At 68.2% G+C, this 15784-nt stretch carries 14 protein-coding genes and 1 pseudogene; 4 read left to right on the forward strand and 11 right to left on the reverse strand.

Annotated elements, in window-relative coordinates; genetic code table 11:
- Window positions 1-8: 8 nt before the first annotated feature.
- Window positions 9-455, reverse strand: coding sequence for a CBS domain-containing protein (locus QJR12_RS09360; RefSeq protein ID WP_300581092.1), 447 nt, complete (start codon window positions 453-455; stop codon window positions 9-11).
- Between the two features lie 327 nt (window positions 456-782).
- Between QJR12_RS09360 and dxs the strand changes: the two genes are divergently transcribed.
- Window positions 783-2792 (forward strand): 1-deoxy-D-xylulose-5-phosphate synthase, encoded by a 2010-nt coding sequence (dxs, locus tag QJR12_RS09365; protein WP_300581094.1) that lies wholly within the window; start codon window positions 783-785, stop codon window positions 2790-2792.
- Here the strand turns inward: dxs and QJR12_RS09370 are convergent.
- The 3 genes and pseudogenes from QJR12_RS09370 to QJR12_RS09380 all read right to left on the reverse strand — a co-directional run bounded on the left by QJR12_RS09370 (window position 2789) and on the right by QJR12_RS09380 (window position 5643).
- Window positions 2789-4039, reverse strand: a complete 1251-nt coding sequence (locus QJR12_RS09370; protein WP_300581096.1) for a ribonuclease D — start codon at window positions 4037-4039, stop codon at window positions 2789-2791. The two genes, dxs and QJR12_RS09370, sit on opposite strands and share 4 nt — an antisense overlap.
- A 1-nt stretch (window position 4040) precedes the next feature.
- Window positions 4041-4675, reverse strand: a pseudogene (locus QJR12_RS09375) (DUF3000 domain-containing protein).
- A 128-nt stretch (window positions 4676-4803) separates the two neighbouring features.
- Window positions 4804-5643 (reverse strand): enoyl-CoA hydratase/isomerase family protein, encoded by an 840-nt coding sequence (locus QJR12_RS09380; RefSeq protein WP_300581099.1) that lies wholly within the window; start codon window positions 5641-5643, stop codon window positions 4804-4806.
- Window positions 5644-5834: 191 nt separating this feature from the next.
- On the opposite strand from QJR12_RS09380, the gene hemE reads away from it, so the two are divergent.
- From hemE to hemQ, 3 genes are read left to right on the forward strand one after another with little or no spacing between them, the layout of a single operon-like run.
- Entirely contained in the window at window positions 5835-6908 is a 1074-nt protein-coding gene (gene hemE, locus QJR12_RS09385; protein ID WP_300581101.1) for a uroporphyrinogen decarboxylase, read from the forward strand.
- On the forward strand, window positions 6905-8275 hold the full coding sequence (locus QJR12_RS09390; protein WP_300581104.1) for a protoporphyrinogen oxidase: 1371 nt from the start codon (window positions 6905-6907) through the stop codon (window positions 8273-8275). The genes hemE and QJR12_RS09390 overlap by 4 nt, the downstream gene beginning before the upstream one ends.
- Window positions 8276-8279: 4 nt before the next feature.
- Window positions 8280-8975: a hydrogen peroxide-dependent heme synthase gene (gene hemQ, locus QJR12_RS09395; protein WP_300581107.1), complete on the forward strand. Its 696-nt coding sequence runs from the start codon at window positions 8280-8282 to the stop codon at window positions 8973-8975.
- A gap of 99 nt (window positions 8976-9074) precedes the next feature.
- Here hemQ and msrB read toward each other — a convergent pair whose 3' ends face one another.
- The 7 genes from msrB to QJR12_RS09430 form a co-directional block, all read right to left on the reverse strand.
- Window positions 9075-9494 carry a peptide-methionine (R)-S-oxide reductase MsrB gene (msrB, locus tag QJR12_RS09400; RefSeq protein ID WP_300581109.1) on the reverse strand — a complete coding sequence of 140 codons (420 nt, stop codon included), beginning with the start codon at window positions 9492-9494 and terminating at the stop codon, window positions 9075-9077.
- A complete protein-coding gene (gene aftC / locus QJR12_RS09405) occupies window positions 9491-10801 on the reverse strand; it encodes an arabinofuranan 3-O-arabinosyltransferase (protein WP_300581286.1) in 1311 nt (436 codons plus the stop codon). Before aftC ends, msrB begins: the two co-directional genes overlap by 4 nt.
- 50 nt (window positions 10802-10851) lie before the next feature.
- Window positions 10852-12411, reverse strand: a complete 1560-nt coding sequence (locus QJR12_RS09410) for an alpha/beta hydrolase (RefSeq protein ID WP_300581112.1) — start codon at window positions 12409-12411, stop codon at window positions 10852-10854.
- 24 nt (window positions 12412-12435) lie between these two features.
- On the reverse strand, window positions 12436-13242 hold the full coding sequence (locus tag QJR12_RS09415; RefSeq protein WP_300581114.1) for a pyrimidine reductase family protein: 807 nt from the start codon (window positions 13240-13242) through the stop codon (window positions 12436-12438).
- Between the two features lie 74 nt (window positions 13243-13316).
- Complete coding sequence (locus QJR12_RS09420; RefSeq protein ID WP_300581117.1) at window positions 13317-13982, reverse strand: N-acetyltransferase; 666 nt, start codon at window positions 13980-13982, stop codon at window positions 13317-13319.
- 23 nt (window positions 13983-14005) lie between these two features.
- The gene (locus tag QJR12_RS09425) at window positions 14006-14614 is read right to left on the reverse strand and encodes a methylated-DNA--[protein]-cysteine S-methyltransferase (protein ID WP_300581119.1); all 609 of its coding nucleotides are present in this window, start codon (window positions 14612-14614) and stop codon (window positions 14006-14008) included.
- Between the two features lie 255 nt (window positions 14615-14869).
- Window positions 14870-15640 carry a Clp protease N-terminal domain-containing protein gene (locus QJR12_RS09430; RefSeq protein WP_300581122.1) on the reverse strand — a complete coding sequence of 257 codons (771 nt, stop codon included), beginning with the start codon at window positions 15638-15640 and terminating at the stop codon, window positions 14870-14872.
- Between the last annotated feature and the right edge of the window lie 144 nt (window positions 15641-15784).

Raw genomic sequence — 15784 nt, forward strand, 5'->3', positions numbered from 1 at the left:
GCCGCCGATCAATTTTTCAGCGCGGCCGCCAGCAGGCGCGAAGCGGTGATCACCCCGTGCAACTTGCCGTCTTTGACCACCGCGACCAGCGGACATCTCAGGCGGGCCATGGTCTCGGCCACCTCAATGATCGTGTCGTCGGCGTTGGCCACGGGCACGATCTGTCGTTGCTGGGGCAGCACGTCACGGATCGTCTTGCCGCGCAGCTTCTCGACGGCGTGGTCGGCCATCGACTCGTTCAGCACAGCGGCCAGCCCGGGGTCGTCCTGCACATAGCCGGGCACGATGAACCGGACAACCTGGGAGGCCGGCAGCACGGCGTACGGCTTGGCGGGGGTCCCCGTCACAACCACGATTCCGGTCAGGCGGTGCTCGGCGAGAAGGCGGACGGCGTCGAGCGCATCGGAGTCGATGTGCACGACCGGAAACTTCTCGTCGATGTCCTCTGCACGCACACCGCAACGATACTTCCGATGCGCGGCGATTCTGTGATCGCTGCGGGCGCGGACGCACCCTCCGATGCCCCAGCGCTTGCCGAAGCGGCGGTGTGCTCGCAAATCGCGGGCACTGCAACTGGAGACGGCGACGCCCATGATGAACTCCCGGGTTGAGCGGACAACGACGCCGACCAGACTTCCCGGCTCACCGGGCACCAACGCTATCAAGACGGCGGCCGGTTCGCCTTTCGAGGGTCTGGCCGGCGTATAGCAGGGATCCACGGTGCGGATCGCGGTTGGTCCCGCCTTTGGGAGGTGACCGGCCCGCCTGCGTACACTGGCGGGATGCTTGAACAGATCCGCGGGCCCGCCGATCTGCAGCATCTTTCCCAGACCCAGCTCCATGAGCTGGCCCACGAGATTCGCGAGTTTTTGATCCACAAGGTGGCCGCGACCGGGGGACACCTAGGGCCCAACCTCGGCGTCGTCGAGCTGACGCTGGCGCTACACCGGGTCTTCGACTCGCCGCACGATCCGATCATCTTCGACACGGGCCATCAGGCGTACGTCCACAAAATGCTGACCGGACGCCGCCAGGGTTTCGACACCTTGCGCAAAAAGGACGGCTTGTCGGGGTACCCCAGCCGCACCGAGAGCGAACACGACTGGGTGGAATCCAGCCACGCCAGCGCGGCGTTGTCCTACGCCGACGGCCTGGCCAAGGCGTTCGAGTTGACCGGGCACCGCAACCGGCATGTGGTGGCGGTGGTCGGTGACGGGGCGCTGACCGGCGGGATGAGCTGGGAGGCCCTCAACAACATCGCCGCGGCCCGCCGGCCGGTGGTGATCGTCGTCAACGACAACGGCCGCAGCTATGCGCCGACGTTTGGCGGACTGGCCGACCACCTGGCCGCACTGCGACTGCAGCCGGGCTATGAGCGAGCGCTGGACCAGGGTCGCCGCGCGATGCGCGGCATTCCGGTCGTCGGTGAGCTGTGTTATCACCTCATACACAGCGTCAAAGCCGGCATCAAAGATGCGTTGGCGCCGCAACTGCTGTTCACCGATTTGGGCCTGAAGTACGTCGGGCCCGTTGACGGTCACGACGAGCACGCCGTGGAGTCCGCGCTGCGGCGGGCCCGCGGCTTCGGTGCGCCGGTGATCGTTCACGTGGTGACCCGCAAGGGCATGGGCTACGCCCCGGCCGAGGGTGACCAGGCCGAGCAGATGCATACCTGCGGGGTGATCGACCCGGCGACCGGGCTGGCCGCCGACGTGACGGGGCCGGGCTGGACCGCTACCTTCTCCGACGCGCTCATCGCCTATGCCGCCAAGCGCCGCGACATCGTGGCGATCACCGCGGCCATGCCCGGCCCGACCGGGCTTACGGCGTTCGGGCAGCGGTTCCCGGACCGGTTGTTCGACGTGGGCATCGCCGAGCAGCATGCACTGACCTCAGCGGCCGGGTTGGCAATGGGCGGGCTGCACCCGGTGGTGGCGATCTATTCGACGTTCCTCAACCGCGCGTTCGACCAGATCATGATGGACGTCGCGCTGCACAAGCTGCCGGTCACCATGGTGCTCGACCGGGCCGGGATCACCGGCCCGGACGGCGCCAGCCACAACGGTATGTGGGACCTGTCGATGCTGGGCATCGTGCCCGGCATGCGGGTGGCCGCGCCTCGCGATGCCACCCGGTTGCGCGAAGAACTCGGTGAGGCGCTTGACGTCGACGACGGCCCGACGGCGATTCGTTTCCCCAAAGGTGATGTGGGAGAAGATATTCCGGCATTGGAGCGGAGGTCCGGTGTGGACGTGCTGGCGGTGCCCGCCAGCGGTCTGACCCACGATGTGCTGCTGGTGGCGGTCGGGGTATTCGCCTCGATGGCGCTGGCGGTGGCCAAACGGCTGCGTAAGCAGGGCATCGGAGTGACGGTGATCGACCCACGGTGGGTTCTGCCGGTGCCCGACACCGTCTGCGAGTTGGCGGTGGCTCACAAGTTGGTCGCCACACTGGAGGACAACGGTGTGAACGGCGGTGTCGGCTCGGCGGTGTCGGCCGCACTGCGGCGCGCAGAGATCGACGTCCCGTGCCGCGACATCGGATTGCCGCAGCGGTTTTACGATCACGGGTCGCGGGCCGAGGTATTGGCGGAGGCCGGCCTGACCGACCAGAACGTGGCCCGCCGGATCACCGGTTGGGTTGCGGCACTGGGGAGCCGGACGATCGGGCTTGGGTCCGGCGACGATGCGGGCGGGGACGGGCCGGGATGGGGCGATCCCCCGCTCGGGGGAGAGTGTCGGAGAACGGCGGATCAGTCCGGGGTCGGCGAGCACCCGGACTACCCGGGCTAGCTTTCAGTCGGCCGATGGCACAACGCCGCCGCCAGTACCGGAACCACGAGCTCGCGCTGCCACGCCCTGGCCTCGCCGGCGCGCAAAAACTCCTCGATCACGCTTTCGTCGCCGCCCTGCCAGTCCCAGCACAACCGCCGCACCAAATCCGGGGACACCAGATTTTCCGTGGGCACCGCCACCCGTTGCGATAACGCTGCCAGCGCCGCTCTGGCCGCGTCGAGGCGCGCGGCCGCCTCCGGCCTCCGTTTGCCCCAGCGCGTCGTCGGGGGCGGGCCGTTGGTCAGCTCGGCCTCTTCGGGGGCCCCAGGGTTTTCCCGGGCCGCTTGTATCGCGGCCAGCCAGGTACCGGCGTGGCGGCGTTGTTTTGGCCCGCCGAATGTCGGCAGGGCAAGGAGATCCTCGAGGGTCTTGGGGTCGGCGATGGCCGCGTCGATGATGGCCGAGTCGGGCAGCACCCGGCCGGGCGCGATGTCGCGGCACCTGGCGATGCGGTCACGCACGGTCCAGAGTTCGCGAACCACGGCCAGGCCGCGTCGGTCGCGCACCCGGTGGATGCCTGAGGTGCGTTGCCAGCGGTCCCGCCGGGTGGGCGGCGGCGTTACACAGGTCCGAAGGTATTCGAATTCCTGGGCAGCCCAATCGGTTTTTCCTTGCTCGGCAAGCACATCCGCGACCGCTCCGCGTAGTTCGATCAGCACCTCGACGTCGAGGGCAGCGTAATTCAGCCACGCAACCGGCAGGGGGCGCCGAGACCAGTCGGCCGCGCCATGGCCTTTCGCGAGGCTGAGACCAAGCAACCGCTGGACCATGGCCGCCAGGTTGACCCGGTCGAACCCGGCGAGCCGTCCGGCGAGCTCGGTGTCGAACAGCATGGGCGGTCGCATGCCGACCTCGGCCAGGCACGGCAGATCCTGATCGGCGGCGTGCAGGATCCACTCGTCTTCGCTGAGCACCTCGGCCACCGGCCGAAGCATGGCGAGCGGATCACCGCCGTGGCTGACCGGGTCGATGAGCACGGTGCCCGCGCCGGCGCGCCGAATCTGGATCAGATACGCGCGGTTGAAGTAACGAAATCCCGATGCCCGCTCGGCGTCTACCCCGAATGGTCCAGATCCGCCGCGCAGGAGTTCGGCCGCCGCCTCGATCTCGGTGCTCGTGGCTGAGAGCTTCGGCACCCCGCCGGCCGGGTGCAGCAACGGTGTCGGGACGGGTTCGGAGCTCTGATCGGCCGCCGCGTCACCCATGTCAGATGCGTGAGCGCGAACCTAGGTCGGTTACCCCGACCGGTGGCAGCCCCGCGGCGTGCTCGAGCACTTCGCAGAACGCTTCGACGTGAGGGCCGAGGTCGGGGGTGGTCGCGGTCCAGGATGCCCGCAGCTCCAACTGGTGGGCGCGCGGCGGTCCGGAGATATCGCCATAGCGCACCGACGTGGTGGCAGTGACGGTACCGCCGAGCGCGGTGACGTGCTCGGCGCGCGACTTCAACGCGTCGGCCAGCCAGCTCCACGCCACCTCCGGCAACAGCGGGTCGATGGCCTCATGGGAGTCCAGGTCGGCCTGGATGTAGGCGACCAACCGCAAGGTGCCATCCCACGCATCGAACCCGTCCGGGTCGTAGAGCAGGATCAACCGACCGAACGCATCGCCCTCCGGCTGCTCCGGGACCACGTCGCGCACGGGATGTTTGACCTCGGCGCCGATGGCGTAGCTATACGGTGCCAGGCGCTGCGGCGGTCGGATCGGGCCGAGCTCAATTTCGGAGCGCACGGTGACAGCATTCATCGTGGCCACCGCTTCGCGGAATGGGATCGGTTCGGCTGAGCTCAATATCGCCGCTCCTCCTCATCGCTTCGCTCTGCATCGTCGCCGGCGGGGCTCACACCATTCGACGGTAGACCCAACCGCAGACCCGCGTGGGCAGGCACGCCGCAGGCCCGGCCGGTAGCTACCGGCCGCGCGGTGCGCCGGGTCCGTGCGGCAGGATGCCCGTCAAGCGGGCCGGGACCATTCAGCGCGCTTGGGTGGGCGTGCTGTCGGTTGCGGCGTCAAATCGTGCCGGGCGCTTCTCGCGGTGTGCCGCCAGTCCTTCCCGAACGTCGGGGCCGCTGAATCCGATAAATTCCAGGCCGAGGGCGGCTTCGAAAGCGGGCGCGAACATCCGGTACCAGTGGTTGAGGCTGTGTTTCGTCCAGCGGATCGCAGTTTGAGCGCCCCTCGCGAGATCCGAGGCCAGGCGTGTTGCGGTCGTCAGCACCTCGTCGTCGTCGGTGCACAGTGACACCAGGCCGATCCTTTCGGCTTCCTCCCCGGACAGCGGCTGGCAGGTAAGCAGGTAGTACTTCGCCTTGGCCATGCCGACCAGCAGTGGCCAGCAGATCGCGGCGTGATCCCCGGCGGCCACCCCGAGTTTGGTGTGACCGTCGATGATTTTCGCGGTCCGGCCGGCAACCGAGATATCGGCGAGAAGCGCTACCACCAGACCCGCGCCGACGGCCGGGCCCCGGATCGCCGAGATCACCGGCTTGTCGAAGTTGACCAGGTTAAGCACCAGGTCGCGTGCTTCCCGCAGAATGCGGACCCGGTCGGCAAAGCCCCCCATGGTCTCTTCGATCAGCTCGAAGCTGCCACCGGCGGAAAACGCTTTGCCCTCCCCGCGGACGAGGACGACACGCACGTCGGGATCGCGATCGATGACCGGCCAGATGTCAGCGAGGTCGCGGTGCATCTGCGGCCCGACCGCATTCAGACCGGGTGCATCGAGGATCAGGTGCAGCACCCCCTCGGCACCCGGCTCGACGCGAAGGCTCGAAAACTCGTCGTAGCTGACGGGGGGGTGGCTGACTGGCATCCCGGCTCCTGACGCTCGAGGGGGCTCATTCGGCGCTGGTCACTAAACGGCTGCGGTCCGTGATGTTACGCGCGGGCCTGGCCGTCTCCGATTCAGCGTTCCCCGAGCCCGTACCGGGGATAGGGCAAATATGTGGCTCGTCGAACGACGGGTGCCGGTGCCAGCGGGCTGCCGTGGCAGCATTGAGCACAATGAGAACCCGTCGCGACCTTCCCGAGTCGCCGTATCTGGCCGCGGCCGCTGGCCGCAAACCCCGTTGGATACCGGTGTGGTTCATGCGTCAGGCCGGCCGCTCGCTGCCCGAATATCGGGAGCTACGCGATAAGCACGCCATGCTGGCGGCGTGCTTCGACCCGGAACTGATCTGCGAGATCACCGTGCAACCGGTCCGTCGCCACGGTGTCGATGCGGCGATCCTCTTCTCCGACATCGTGGTGCCGCTGCGCGCCGCAGGCGTCGATTTGGACATCGTCCCCGATGTCGGTCCGGTCATCGCGTCCCCGGTGCGTACCGAGGCCGATATCACTGCTTTCAGACCCCTTGAGCCGCAAGCGGTTCAGCCGGTGTCGGAGGCGGTTTCGCTGCTGGTGGGCGCACTGGGTGAGGTTCCCCTGATCGGCTTCGCCGGAGCCCCTTTCACATTGGCGTCCTATCTGGTCGAAGGCGGACCCAGCCGCCACCATGTCCGGACCAAGGCGCTGATGCTGGCCGAGCCCGCGAGCTGGCACGCGCTGATGGCGAAGCTGGCCGATTTGACCATTGCGTTCCTGCGTGTCCAGCTCGACGCCGGAGCGGACGCGTTGCAGGTGTTCGACTCATGGGCGGGAACGCTCTCGTTGGCCGACTACCGCCGGTACGTGTTGCCGCACAGCGCACGGGTGTTTGCCGCGGTGGCCGGATACGGCGTGCCGATGACGCACTTCGGCATCGGGACCGCCGAATTGCTGGGCGCGATGTCGACGGCCCTGAAATCGGGTGAGCAGCCCGGGCCGGCGAGGGTGCTGGGGGTCGACTGGCGGACGTCGCTGACCGATGCCGCCGGCCGTGTCGAGCCGGGCACGGCGCTGCAGGGCAACCTCGACCCGGCGGTGCTGCTGGCGGGCTGGCCCGTGGTCGAGAGCGCGGCGCGCGCCGTGGTCGACGATGGTCGTCACGCGGTCGACGCCGGTGCGGCCGGTCACATCTTCAACCTCGGGCACGGCGTGCTGCCGGAGACCGATCCGGGCATTCTGACCGACCTTGTGGCGTTGGTGCACTCGCTATGACCCGCTCCTACGGCATTGTCGGCGGCGGCATCTCGGGGTTGACCGCGGCCTACCGGCTACGGGTGAGCGCCGGGGAGGACGCGACGATCACGCTGTTCGACCCCGCCGACCGGCTCGGTGGGGTGTTACGCACCGAGAGCGTCGGCGGGCAGCCGATGGACGTGGGCGCCGAAGCGTTCGTGGTGCGCCGTCCCGAAGTTCCGGCGCTGCTGGCCGAGCTGGGGCTGTCGGACCGGCAACGGCCCACCACCGGTGCCCGGCCGCTGATCTACAGCCGGGACCGGCTGCATCCGCTGCCACCGGACACGGTGGCCGGGATTCCGTCGTCAGCGATGTCCGTGGCCGGGCTGGTCGACGCGACGACGATCGCACGTATCGCCGGGGAACCGAGGCGTCCGCTGCGCTGGCGGCCCGGCGGTGATCCCGCCGTGGCCGCGCTGGTGGCCGAGAGGTTCGGCGAGCAGGTGGTGGCCCGGTCGGTTGATCCGCTGCTGGGCGGGGTGTATGCCGGCTCGGCTGCCAGCATCGGGCTGCGCTCGGCGGCACCGTCCGTGGCGGCCGCCCTGGATGCCGGTGCGCTCAGCTTGACCGACGCGGTCCGCCGGGCGCGGCCGAGCGGGAGCGGCGGGCTGGTGTTCGGCGCGGTGGACGGCGGCTATGGGGTGCTGGTCGACGAGTTGGTCCGGCGCAGCCGGGTGCGCTGGGTGCGGGCGGGCGTGAACAGGATCGACCGTGCCCGTACCGAGACCGGCTGGACGCTGCACGACGACACCGGTGCCCACTGGCGCGCCGACGGCGTCGTCCTGGCCGTCCCGGCCCCGCGGCTGGCCCCCCTGGTTGAGCCCGTTGCCCCGGGGACCGCGGCGGCGGCGCGCCGGATCGCCAGCGCATCGTCGGCGGTGGTGGCGCTCGCGGTGCCCGGCGACACCCGGTTTCCCGAACACTCGGGTGTGCTGGTGGCCAGCGGCGAGCGGTTGCACGCCAAGGCGATCACGCTGTCGTCGCGCAAGTGGGGCCGCCGCGGTGATGTGGAGCTGCTGCGGCTGTCGTTCGGGAGGTTCGGCGACGAGGTCGCTGTCAGCGTGTCCGACGGCGAGCTGCTGGACTGGGCGTTAGCCGACCTGGCCACCGTGTTCGGGGTGTCCGTCGACCCCCTCGATGCCCGCGTGCAGCGCTGGATCGACGCGATGCCCCAGTACGGTCCCGGCCATGCCGCCGTGGTCGCCGCGGTGCGCGCCGGCCTACCGCCGACGCTGGCCGTGGCCGGCGGCTACCTCGACGGAATCGGTGTGCCGGCCTGTATCGCGGCTGCCGGGCACGCGGTAGCCCGCGTGGTGAGGGAGGTTGCGGCGTGCGTGGCACGATAGAGCCATGGCCCGCTTGGACTACGACGCCCTCAACGCCACGCTGCGCTATGTGATGTTTTCGGTGTTTTCCGTGCGCCCGGGTGTGCTGGGGGCCGAGCGCGCCACGATCATCGATGAGACCGCCACCTTCCTCAAGCAGCAGGAGGAACGCGGCGTGGTGGTGCGCGGGCTCTACGACGTCGCGGGTTTGCGCGCGGACGCCGATTTCATGGTCTGGACGCACGCCGAACCGGTGGAGGCGCTGCAAGCGGCCTACAAGGATTTCCGGCGCACCACCACATTGGGACGGGCCTGCACACCGGTGTGGAGCAGTGTGGCGTTGCATCGGCCGGCGGAGTTCAACAAAAGCCACATCCCGGCGTTTCTTGCCGGCGAGGAGCCGGGCGCCTACATCTGCGTATATCCGTTTGTGCGGTCCTATGAGTGGTACCTGCTGCCCGAGGAGGAACGTCGCCGCATGCTCGCCGAACACGGCATGGCCGCCCGCGAGTACAAGGAGGTGCGAGCCAACACCGTTCCGGCGTTCGCGCTGGGCGACTACGAGTGGATCCTGGCGTTCGAGGCTCCCGAGTTGCACCGCATCGTCGACCTGATGCGCGACTTGCGCGCCACCGACGCTCGGCGCCACACCCGTGCGGAGACACCGTTTTTCACCGGACCCCGGGTGTCGGTGGAGCAGCTGGTGGCCGCACTGCCGTGATGCCCCGAGATGGTCTCGTCGCGAGAGTGCAACTAGCGACGGTGTCTCTCGCGAAACGCGTCGATAGTTGCACTCTCGCGAGATACGTGAGATAGGACCTCAGGACGGCACGAAACGCAGGCTGATCGAGTTGATGCAATAGCGCACGTCCGTCGGTGTCGGGTACCCTTCGCCGGCGAACACATGGCCCAGGTGGCTATGACAGCCGGCACACAGGACTTCGGTGCGCATCATGCCCATCGAACGGTCGGGGCGCAGAATAACCGCATCCGAACTCGACGGGTCGAAGAATGAGGGCCAGCCGCAATGCGATTCGAACTTTTCGGTGCTGCGGAACAATTCGGCGCCACAGGCCCGGCACAGGTAGATTCCCGCGGTCGTGGTGTCGGTGTACTCGCCGGTGAAGGGCCGCTCGGTGCCGGCACGGCGCAGCACGGCGAACTCCTCGGGGGTGAGTTTTTGACGCCACTCCTCGTCGGTGAGTTGTATCCGCGGGGGCGGTAAACCCTCGGCACTCATGTGCCCACGTTAGCGCTTGTGTTGCCGGGTAGCAGCCACGCCGGATCGATGCCGCTGTCCAGCCGGTTCTCGGCCCTGGCGTCCAGGTAGCGGAAGCAGAGCACGCAGCACACCACGATCAGCAGCAGCGACCAGCCATAGGTGATCTTGAGGTATTCCAGCGCCCGGCCGTATCGCATCCAGTTGAAGAGCAGCCAGCGGTCCAGTGTCATAAACCCGTAGATTCCCAGCCAGGCCGGCCAGTTGCGGATCACCGAGTTGGGCAGCACCACGGTCATCAGGAACGGGAACAGCATCATCGAGTAGTAGCCCTGGGCCAATGGCAGCGTCAGCCAGGACCACAGCAGCAGCACACCCGAGGAGGTGGTGAACCAAAACAGCGGGTCGCGGGTGCGGTAGTAGCGGTAGAGCAGCCACAAGCAGCCGATGGCGATCACGGTAAACAGGATTCGCAGGAACACGATCAGCCAGGTGGGCAGGCCAAAGTACACACCGTTGCCCCCGATCGAGCTGTTGAAGTAGTCACGGGTGCTGCGGATGTAGGGCAGGGTGCGGGTGAAGAAGTCCTGCGGGTCACTGACCAATGGCCATGCCGCCACGTTGAACACCACCGGCACCACCACGGCGGCCACCACCGCCCGCCACTGGCGGTTGAGCAGCGGCAGCAGCAATAGCGGCAGCAGCAACGGTTTGACCACCAGCGTCAGCCCGACCGCGATGCCGGCCCACCACTGACGGCTGACCCGGTTTGTCGCGCAGTCGTCGAGCAGCCAGCGCAAAAACAGCACCTCGAGTAGCAGGACGCAGCCGTTGATGTTGGTGAACACCAACGTATTGGTCACGCTCTCGGTGCAGAACATGGCCAGCAGCAGCGCCGGAGCCGCCACCGAGCTCAGTGTGAACCCGAACAACCGCAGCAGCAGATAGGCGGCAACCACAATCGCCACCACGTTGCAGAAGATGAACAGGTAGCGCGACACCGTGAACGACAGGAAGCCGAACGGCGCCATGATCAGTGTGCCGCCGGGCGGGTACAGGTAGTGCGGGTCGACGTAGTCGAAATGCTCGTTGTAGATGTCCCAGCCGTGCCGGAAGTTCAGCACCGCCCGGTAGACCGGTTTGAAGTCGTCGGTGATGTTGCCGTTGGTGGTCAGCACGATGCTGCGGTGGATCACCGACATGATGGCTATCGGCCACAGCGCCGACCGCAGTACCGTGGCGGCGCTCGGTGCACGGGTACGGGGACGAAACGCGGCCAGCGCGGAATCGCGTATGCCGGTGCGGATTAACTCAGCTGTCGCCACCAGCGCACACTACACCGCGGCAGCTGGCCGCCGAAAACCCGGAAACCGAAGCCTCAGGCGGGGCAGTAGGTGTCGGTTCGGGGCAGCGTGCCGCTGTCCAGGTAGCCGATCAACGGTGGCACCGCACAGGGGGAATAGATGCTGGCGCCGTGGCCGATGCCCTGCCACATCACCCGCTTGCTGGCCGTGCCCGCGTTGATGACGATGGCGGCCGTCGCGGCAACCCCTTGTGAGCCGACGATCGGGTCGTTCTGCACGCCCAGCAACAACACGTCGATCTTGAGGTTCTTCGGCGGTTGCGGCGCAGCGGCACTCGGCCAGTGGATGCAGTCGGTCAGTCCGAGCGCGCCGACGGCGCCGAACTGCGGATAGAGCTTGCCCCAGGCGACCACCAGTTGGCGAATCCGGTCCGGGGTGGGGCGGTTGAGGGAGTCGCTGCACGTGTTGATGAACTGACCATCCGTGCCCCGCAGGGATTCGGCCCGGTTGATCAGGCTGGTCAGCAGATTGGTATCACCGGAGCGGGCGGTGGCCAGCGCACGCGCCAAATCCAGGGTGGCACCGACGCGGTCGCCGACGGGGAAACCCAAAGCGGTGGTGATGGCATTGGCTACCGACGCCACCGACGCACCCGCGGGGCCGTGCCCGGTTCGGGCGGCGGCCAGGAGCGAGTCGACGGCGCCCCTGGGGTCGGGACCCAGCGGGCAGTCGAGCGCCGCGCACTGCGCCGCGAACGCGGCGAGCGCCGCCTGCTCGCCCTGGACCTGTTGCTCGGCAGCGTTTTCGGCGCCCACGTCCAACGCCACCGGCGAGTCGAGGATCAGCCTGGCCACATTGGCGGGATGCAAACCGGCGTAGGTCAGCGCAATCTGGGCCCCATTGCCGACACCGATCAACGCGAGTGCGGGCACATCCCAGATACTGCGCAGGCGCTCGACATCGGTGGCGGCATGCTGGTTGTCGTAGGCGGAGTCGCCGGGCGCAATGGTATCGGTGCAACTGGTGGTGGCCTTCTCGGTGACGTCGCTGAGGTTGGCGACCTGGTCGTCACCCGGCTCGAATTGCGCCTCATCGCGCATCAGTTCACGGTCGATGGGATCGCGACAGTCCACCGAACTCGACATGCCCATGCCCCGCCGGTCGACGGCCACGATGGGGTGGCTGCGCAGCACGTCGGCGCCCGCGTGGGATAGCCAGACCGGCAGCTGGACCGACGACGGCAGATCCGAGCCGGTGGTGAACACCAGCGGGCCGGCCGCGGGCGGGGTCTGATCCGAGCGGGCGCGAACCACGCCGATGCTCAGTGTCCCGGCCGCGCCGTTGGCCGGGTCGAGGTCGGCATCGTAGCTGGCGCAGTCCAGGTGCACACCCGGCGCCACGGGGACCGCCGCGCCCCCGAACACCCGCGACGTGCAGTCCCGCCAGGACAGGTCGTTCTTCGGCGCCGCGATTGGCGGTGGCCCGCTCGCCGGCGGCGTGGTGGTGACCCGCGCGTGCGGGCGGGCGCCGGAATTGGTGGCGAATCGCGGGTCTGCGGCCAGGCCCGGGACGCAACCGGCGAGCAGCCCAGCCACCGACATCACGACCAGTGCGGGCATGGCGTGCCGACCCATGCCGACCACCCTAGCGATCGGGGATCAGGACCGTGGGCGCCCGACCGTGACGTAACGGGTGTACAGATAGCCGGCTTCGTCGGTGAGCACGTGCCGACAGTGCATTCGGGTCGGCATCCGGCCCGGGGCCGTCGCCATGGGCGTGAGGCGCTGCGTTTGCCCGCCGACGATCACCGGGGCGATCGTCAAACACAGCTCGTCGAGCAGGTCCCGGTCGACGAAAGCGCTAAGCAGCATCGGGCCGCCTTCGGTCAGCACCCGGCGCAGGCCGCGACTTTCCAGCGCGACGAGGATGGCGGCTTCATCGACGGCCGTCGCATCCTCGCCGGAGCAGGCGATGACGTCGGCGAGACCGGCAAGCCGGCGGCGTGTTTCGGCGGCGGCGGCGGTGCTGGTCAACACCAGCGGCGCTACCTCGGTGCGGGTGAATACCGGCAGATCGCGATCGAGGCGACCCGAGCCGGTGACGATCGCCAGCGGCGGAACCTCGGTTTGGCCGCGAGTCTGCCGGCGCTGACGCTGGGCGATACTCGGGCGAGCCCCGGAGTAGTTCTCGATCCGCACGGTGCCCGCGCCGACCAGGATGACGTCGGCCAGCTCGCGTAACAGGTGAAACACCAGCCGATCGCCCGAGCCCCCGAGGCCGCCGGTGGTGCCCTTGACGGCAGCGGCGCCGTCAAGGCTGGTGATCATGTTCGCCCGCAGCCAAATGCCGCGATGTTCGGCCGGGTAGTCGTAAAGCGCAAGCAGTTCGGCGTCGTCGAGCTCGCGGACCGCGCCCAGCAGGCTGAGCTTGCCCCCTTCGGTGTGGCCGGTGTCAGGGTCGGGCATGAGCACGATTGGAGCACGCCGCGATGGCGTCGGTACGCACGCCCCCGGCAGCGGTGGACACCGCCGGAGCCGGGTCATCCGGCAGGGTCGAAGACGCGCACCATGAGGTAATCGTCTTCGACACCGCTGCCCAGCCGAAACCTCCTGGTGCCGCAGACGGTAAAGCCGTGCTTGGCATAGAAGCGTTGGGCGCGCCGGTTGTGCTGGTTAACGCCCAGCCAGACACAACGCGCGGACCACCGGGTTGCACCGCGGAGCGCGGCGTCCATCAGCGCCGTCGATACCCCCTGACCGTGATAGTCCGGCAGCACGTACATTTTCGAAAGCTCGACCGCGGGGCGCAGGCCAACCGCCCGGGCTACCTCGGCATTTTCGGCGGCGCCGCGAACGAGCATGGCATAGCCGATGATTCGATGCTCGTGCTGTGCGGTGAAAATCAACCGCCCGGGGTCGTTCAGGTATCCGGTGAAGCGCTCGGCGGAAAGGTTCGCCGCGATAAATGAGGCGATGTTCTCCGCGGTCACCGACGGCGGACACGCCAGTGGAAAGGTTCGGGCCGCGATCGCCGCCAGCTCTTCGGTGTCGACAAAACCCCCGGTGGCGACAAAACCCCCGGTGGCGACAAAACCCCCGGTGGCGACGTGGCCCCCGGTGGCGAGGTGCACCGTCACCGCCGGCGGTGGGTCGCCCGGATCCCGCCCGCGAAGCCTCGCGTCCCGGTTCATCTCCGGGTGCGTCACGGGTTGTTCGGCATCCACTGCGGCTAGGCCGCTTCCAGGTCCAGCAGCGCCGCCTTCGCCCGGGCTCCGCCGGCGTACTGACCGGGCGAACCGTCCGAGCGCACCACCCGGTGACACCCGATGACCACCGGCAACGGGTTGTGCGCGCATGCCGTGCCCACCGCACGGGCCGCGCCGGGATGGCCGACGGCGGCGGCCACGCGCGCGTAGCTTTCGCGCTGCCCGTAGCCGATGCCGCGCAGGTGCTCGATGACGGTGCGCCGAAAGCCCGTTACCAGGCGAAGGTCGATCGGCAGTTCGAAGTATTTTCGCTGTCGGACGAAATACTCCTCGAGCTGGCGGGCGGCGGCGTCCAGCCGCGCCGGGGCGCATCGGATGCGCGGGCCGACTGAGTGTGCGAGCGCGGTCAGCACGGCGGCGTGGTCTTCGACGTCGTAGGCGACCCGCAGCAGTCCGGTGTCGGTGGCCGCCAGCAGCAGCACACCCACCGGGGTGTCGACGGTGCGGTAGGCGATGTCGAACAGGCCGTCATCGTCGGCGCTGCGTTCCAGCCTGGTGTGCAGCCTGACCAATGCAGGGGTTTCATCTGCGACAGCGGGATCTGCAACAGCGGGAAAGCTTAAGCGGTTCATGATGTTTCGTTCCTCGGATAGGTGCGGAGGGGCGTCTTGATGCCGCCGGCGGCGGTCCGGCGGCATCGAGGCCGCGCCGGTGCGTAATCGTGACCCTGCCAGGCCTCGACGATAGTGCCGGCGGGCGGTTGTGGGTAGCTGCGTCAAGCCGACACAACCTTTGCCGTAGACCTTTGCCGTAGACCTTTGCCGTAGACCTTTGCCGTAGACCTTTGCTGTAGGCGCCGCGGGCCGCCGCTGTGCGAGATGGCACCGTCAACCGCTGTTTCCGGCCGGGTAATCGGCCGCGGAATCGGTCGCACCGCCAACGTCTTTTCCGGCGGTGATCGACTCCAGGATGGTGATCAGGTCGACCGCAACGCGCTCCATGTCGACACCGGACCGGTGCAGCGGTCCGGCATCGTCTTCGAGTTCGAGCAGCGCGAGCAGCAGGTGTTCGGTGCCGATGTATTTGTGGCCGAGGCGAAGTGCCTCACGAAAGCTCAAGTCCAGTACCTTGCGTGCGGGGCCGCTGAACGGGATCACCTCCGGGAGGTGCTCGGCGGCGGCGGGAAGTGTCACGGCCGCGCGGACGGCTTCGGCGTCGACCCGTTGGGCACGCAGCAGCGCGGTGGCCAGCGCGGTCGGATCGCTGAGCACACCCAGCAGCAGGTGCTCGGGTGCGATCTTGGCATTACCGGCATCGTGTGCCGCACTCTGGGCCGCGGCGACGGCGTTGCGGGCTCGCGGCGTGAAGCGTTCGAAGCCCTGGTCGGGCTCGAGCGCCAGGATGTCCGCCCGGGGGACGAACCGCTGCTGTGCCGCCTGTTTGGTGACGCCCATGCTTTTGCCGATAGCGCTCCAGGAGGCTCCCGCGCGGCGCGCCTGATCGACGAAATACCCGATCAAATGGTCGGCGATCTCGTCGAGACGCTCGGCGGCCAGGACGGCGGCGGTGAGTTGCTCCAGGACGTCGTGGTGGCCGCGCTTGATGGTGTCGATCAGGTCATCGAGGCGGATCGGGTCGACGGGTCTCGACTCGGTCATGGTGTCAACCCTAGGTTGACGGATGTTGTCGGTACACCGTTGACGAACATGATCCGCATCGTCGTGGTCCTGCCGGGCTCACAGCGGGGCCGTGGGGTAATCCAATCGTTACAGCTTCGTGCTGCGCTCGCGGAGTGGTGAAAC

Source organism: Mycobacterium sp. (assembly GCF_029961025.1).
GTDB lineage: Bacteria > Actinomycetota > Actinomycetes > Mycobacteriales > Mycobacteriaceae > Mycobacterium.

Coding starts and splice junctions, on each gene's coding strand:
- dxs (WP_300581094.1), top strand. CDS start 783: ATGCTTGAACAGATCCGCGGGCCCGCCGATCTGCAGCATCTTTCCCAG.
- QJR12_RS09370 (WP_300581096.1), bottom strand. CDS start 4,039: ATGGGTGACGCGGCGGCCGATCAGAGCTCCGAACCCGTCCCGACACCG.
- QJR12_RS09380 (WP_300581099.1), bottom strand. CDS start 5,643: ATGCCAGTCAGCCACCCCCCCGTCAGCTACGACGAGTTTTCGAGCCTT.
- hemE (WP_300581101.1), top strand. CDS start 5,835: ATGAGAACCCGTCGCGACCTTCCCGAGTCGCCGTATCTGGCCGCGGCC.
- QJR12_RS09390 (WP_300581104.1), top strand. CDS start 6,905: ATGACCCGCTCCTACGGCATTGTCGGCGGCGGCATCTCGGGGTTGACC.
- hemQ (WP_300581107.1), top strand. CDS start 8,280: ATGGCCCGCTTGGACTACGACGCCCTCAACGCCACGCTGCGCTATGTG.
- msrB (WP_300581109.1), bottom strand. CDS start 9,494: ATGAGTGCCGAGGGTTTACCGCCCCCGCGGATACAACTCACCGACGAG.
- QJR12_RS09410 (WP_300581112.1), bottom strand. CDS start 12,411: ATGGGTCGGCACGCCATGCCCGCACTGGTCGTGATGTCGGTGGCTGGG.
- QJR12_RS09415 (WP_300581114.1), bottom strand. CDS start 13,242: ATGCCCGACCCTGACACCGGCCACACCGAAGGGGGCAAGCTCAGCCTG.
- QJR12_RS09425 (WP_300581119.1), bottom strand. CDS start 14,614: ATGAACCGCTTAAGCTTTCCCGCTGTTGCAGATCCCGCTGTCGCAGAT.
- QJR12_RS09430 (WP_300581122.1), bottom strand. CDS start 15,640: ATGACCGAGTCGAGACCCGTCGACCCGATCCGCCTCGATGACCTGATC.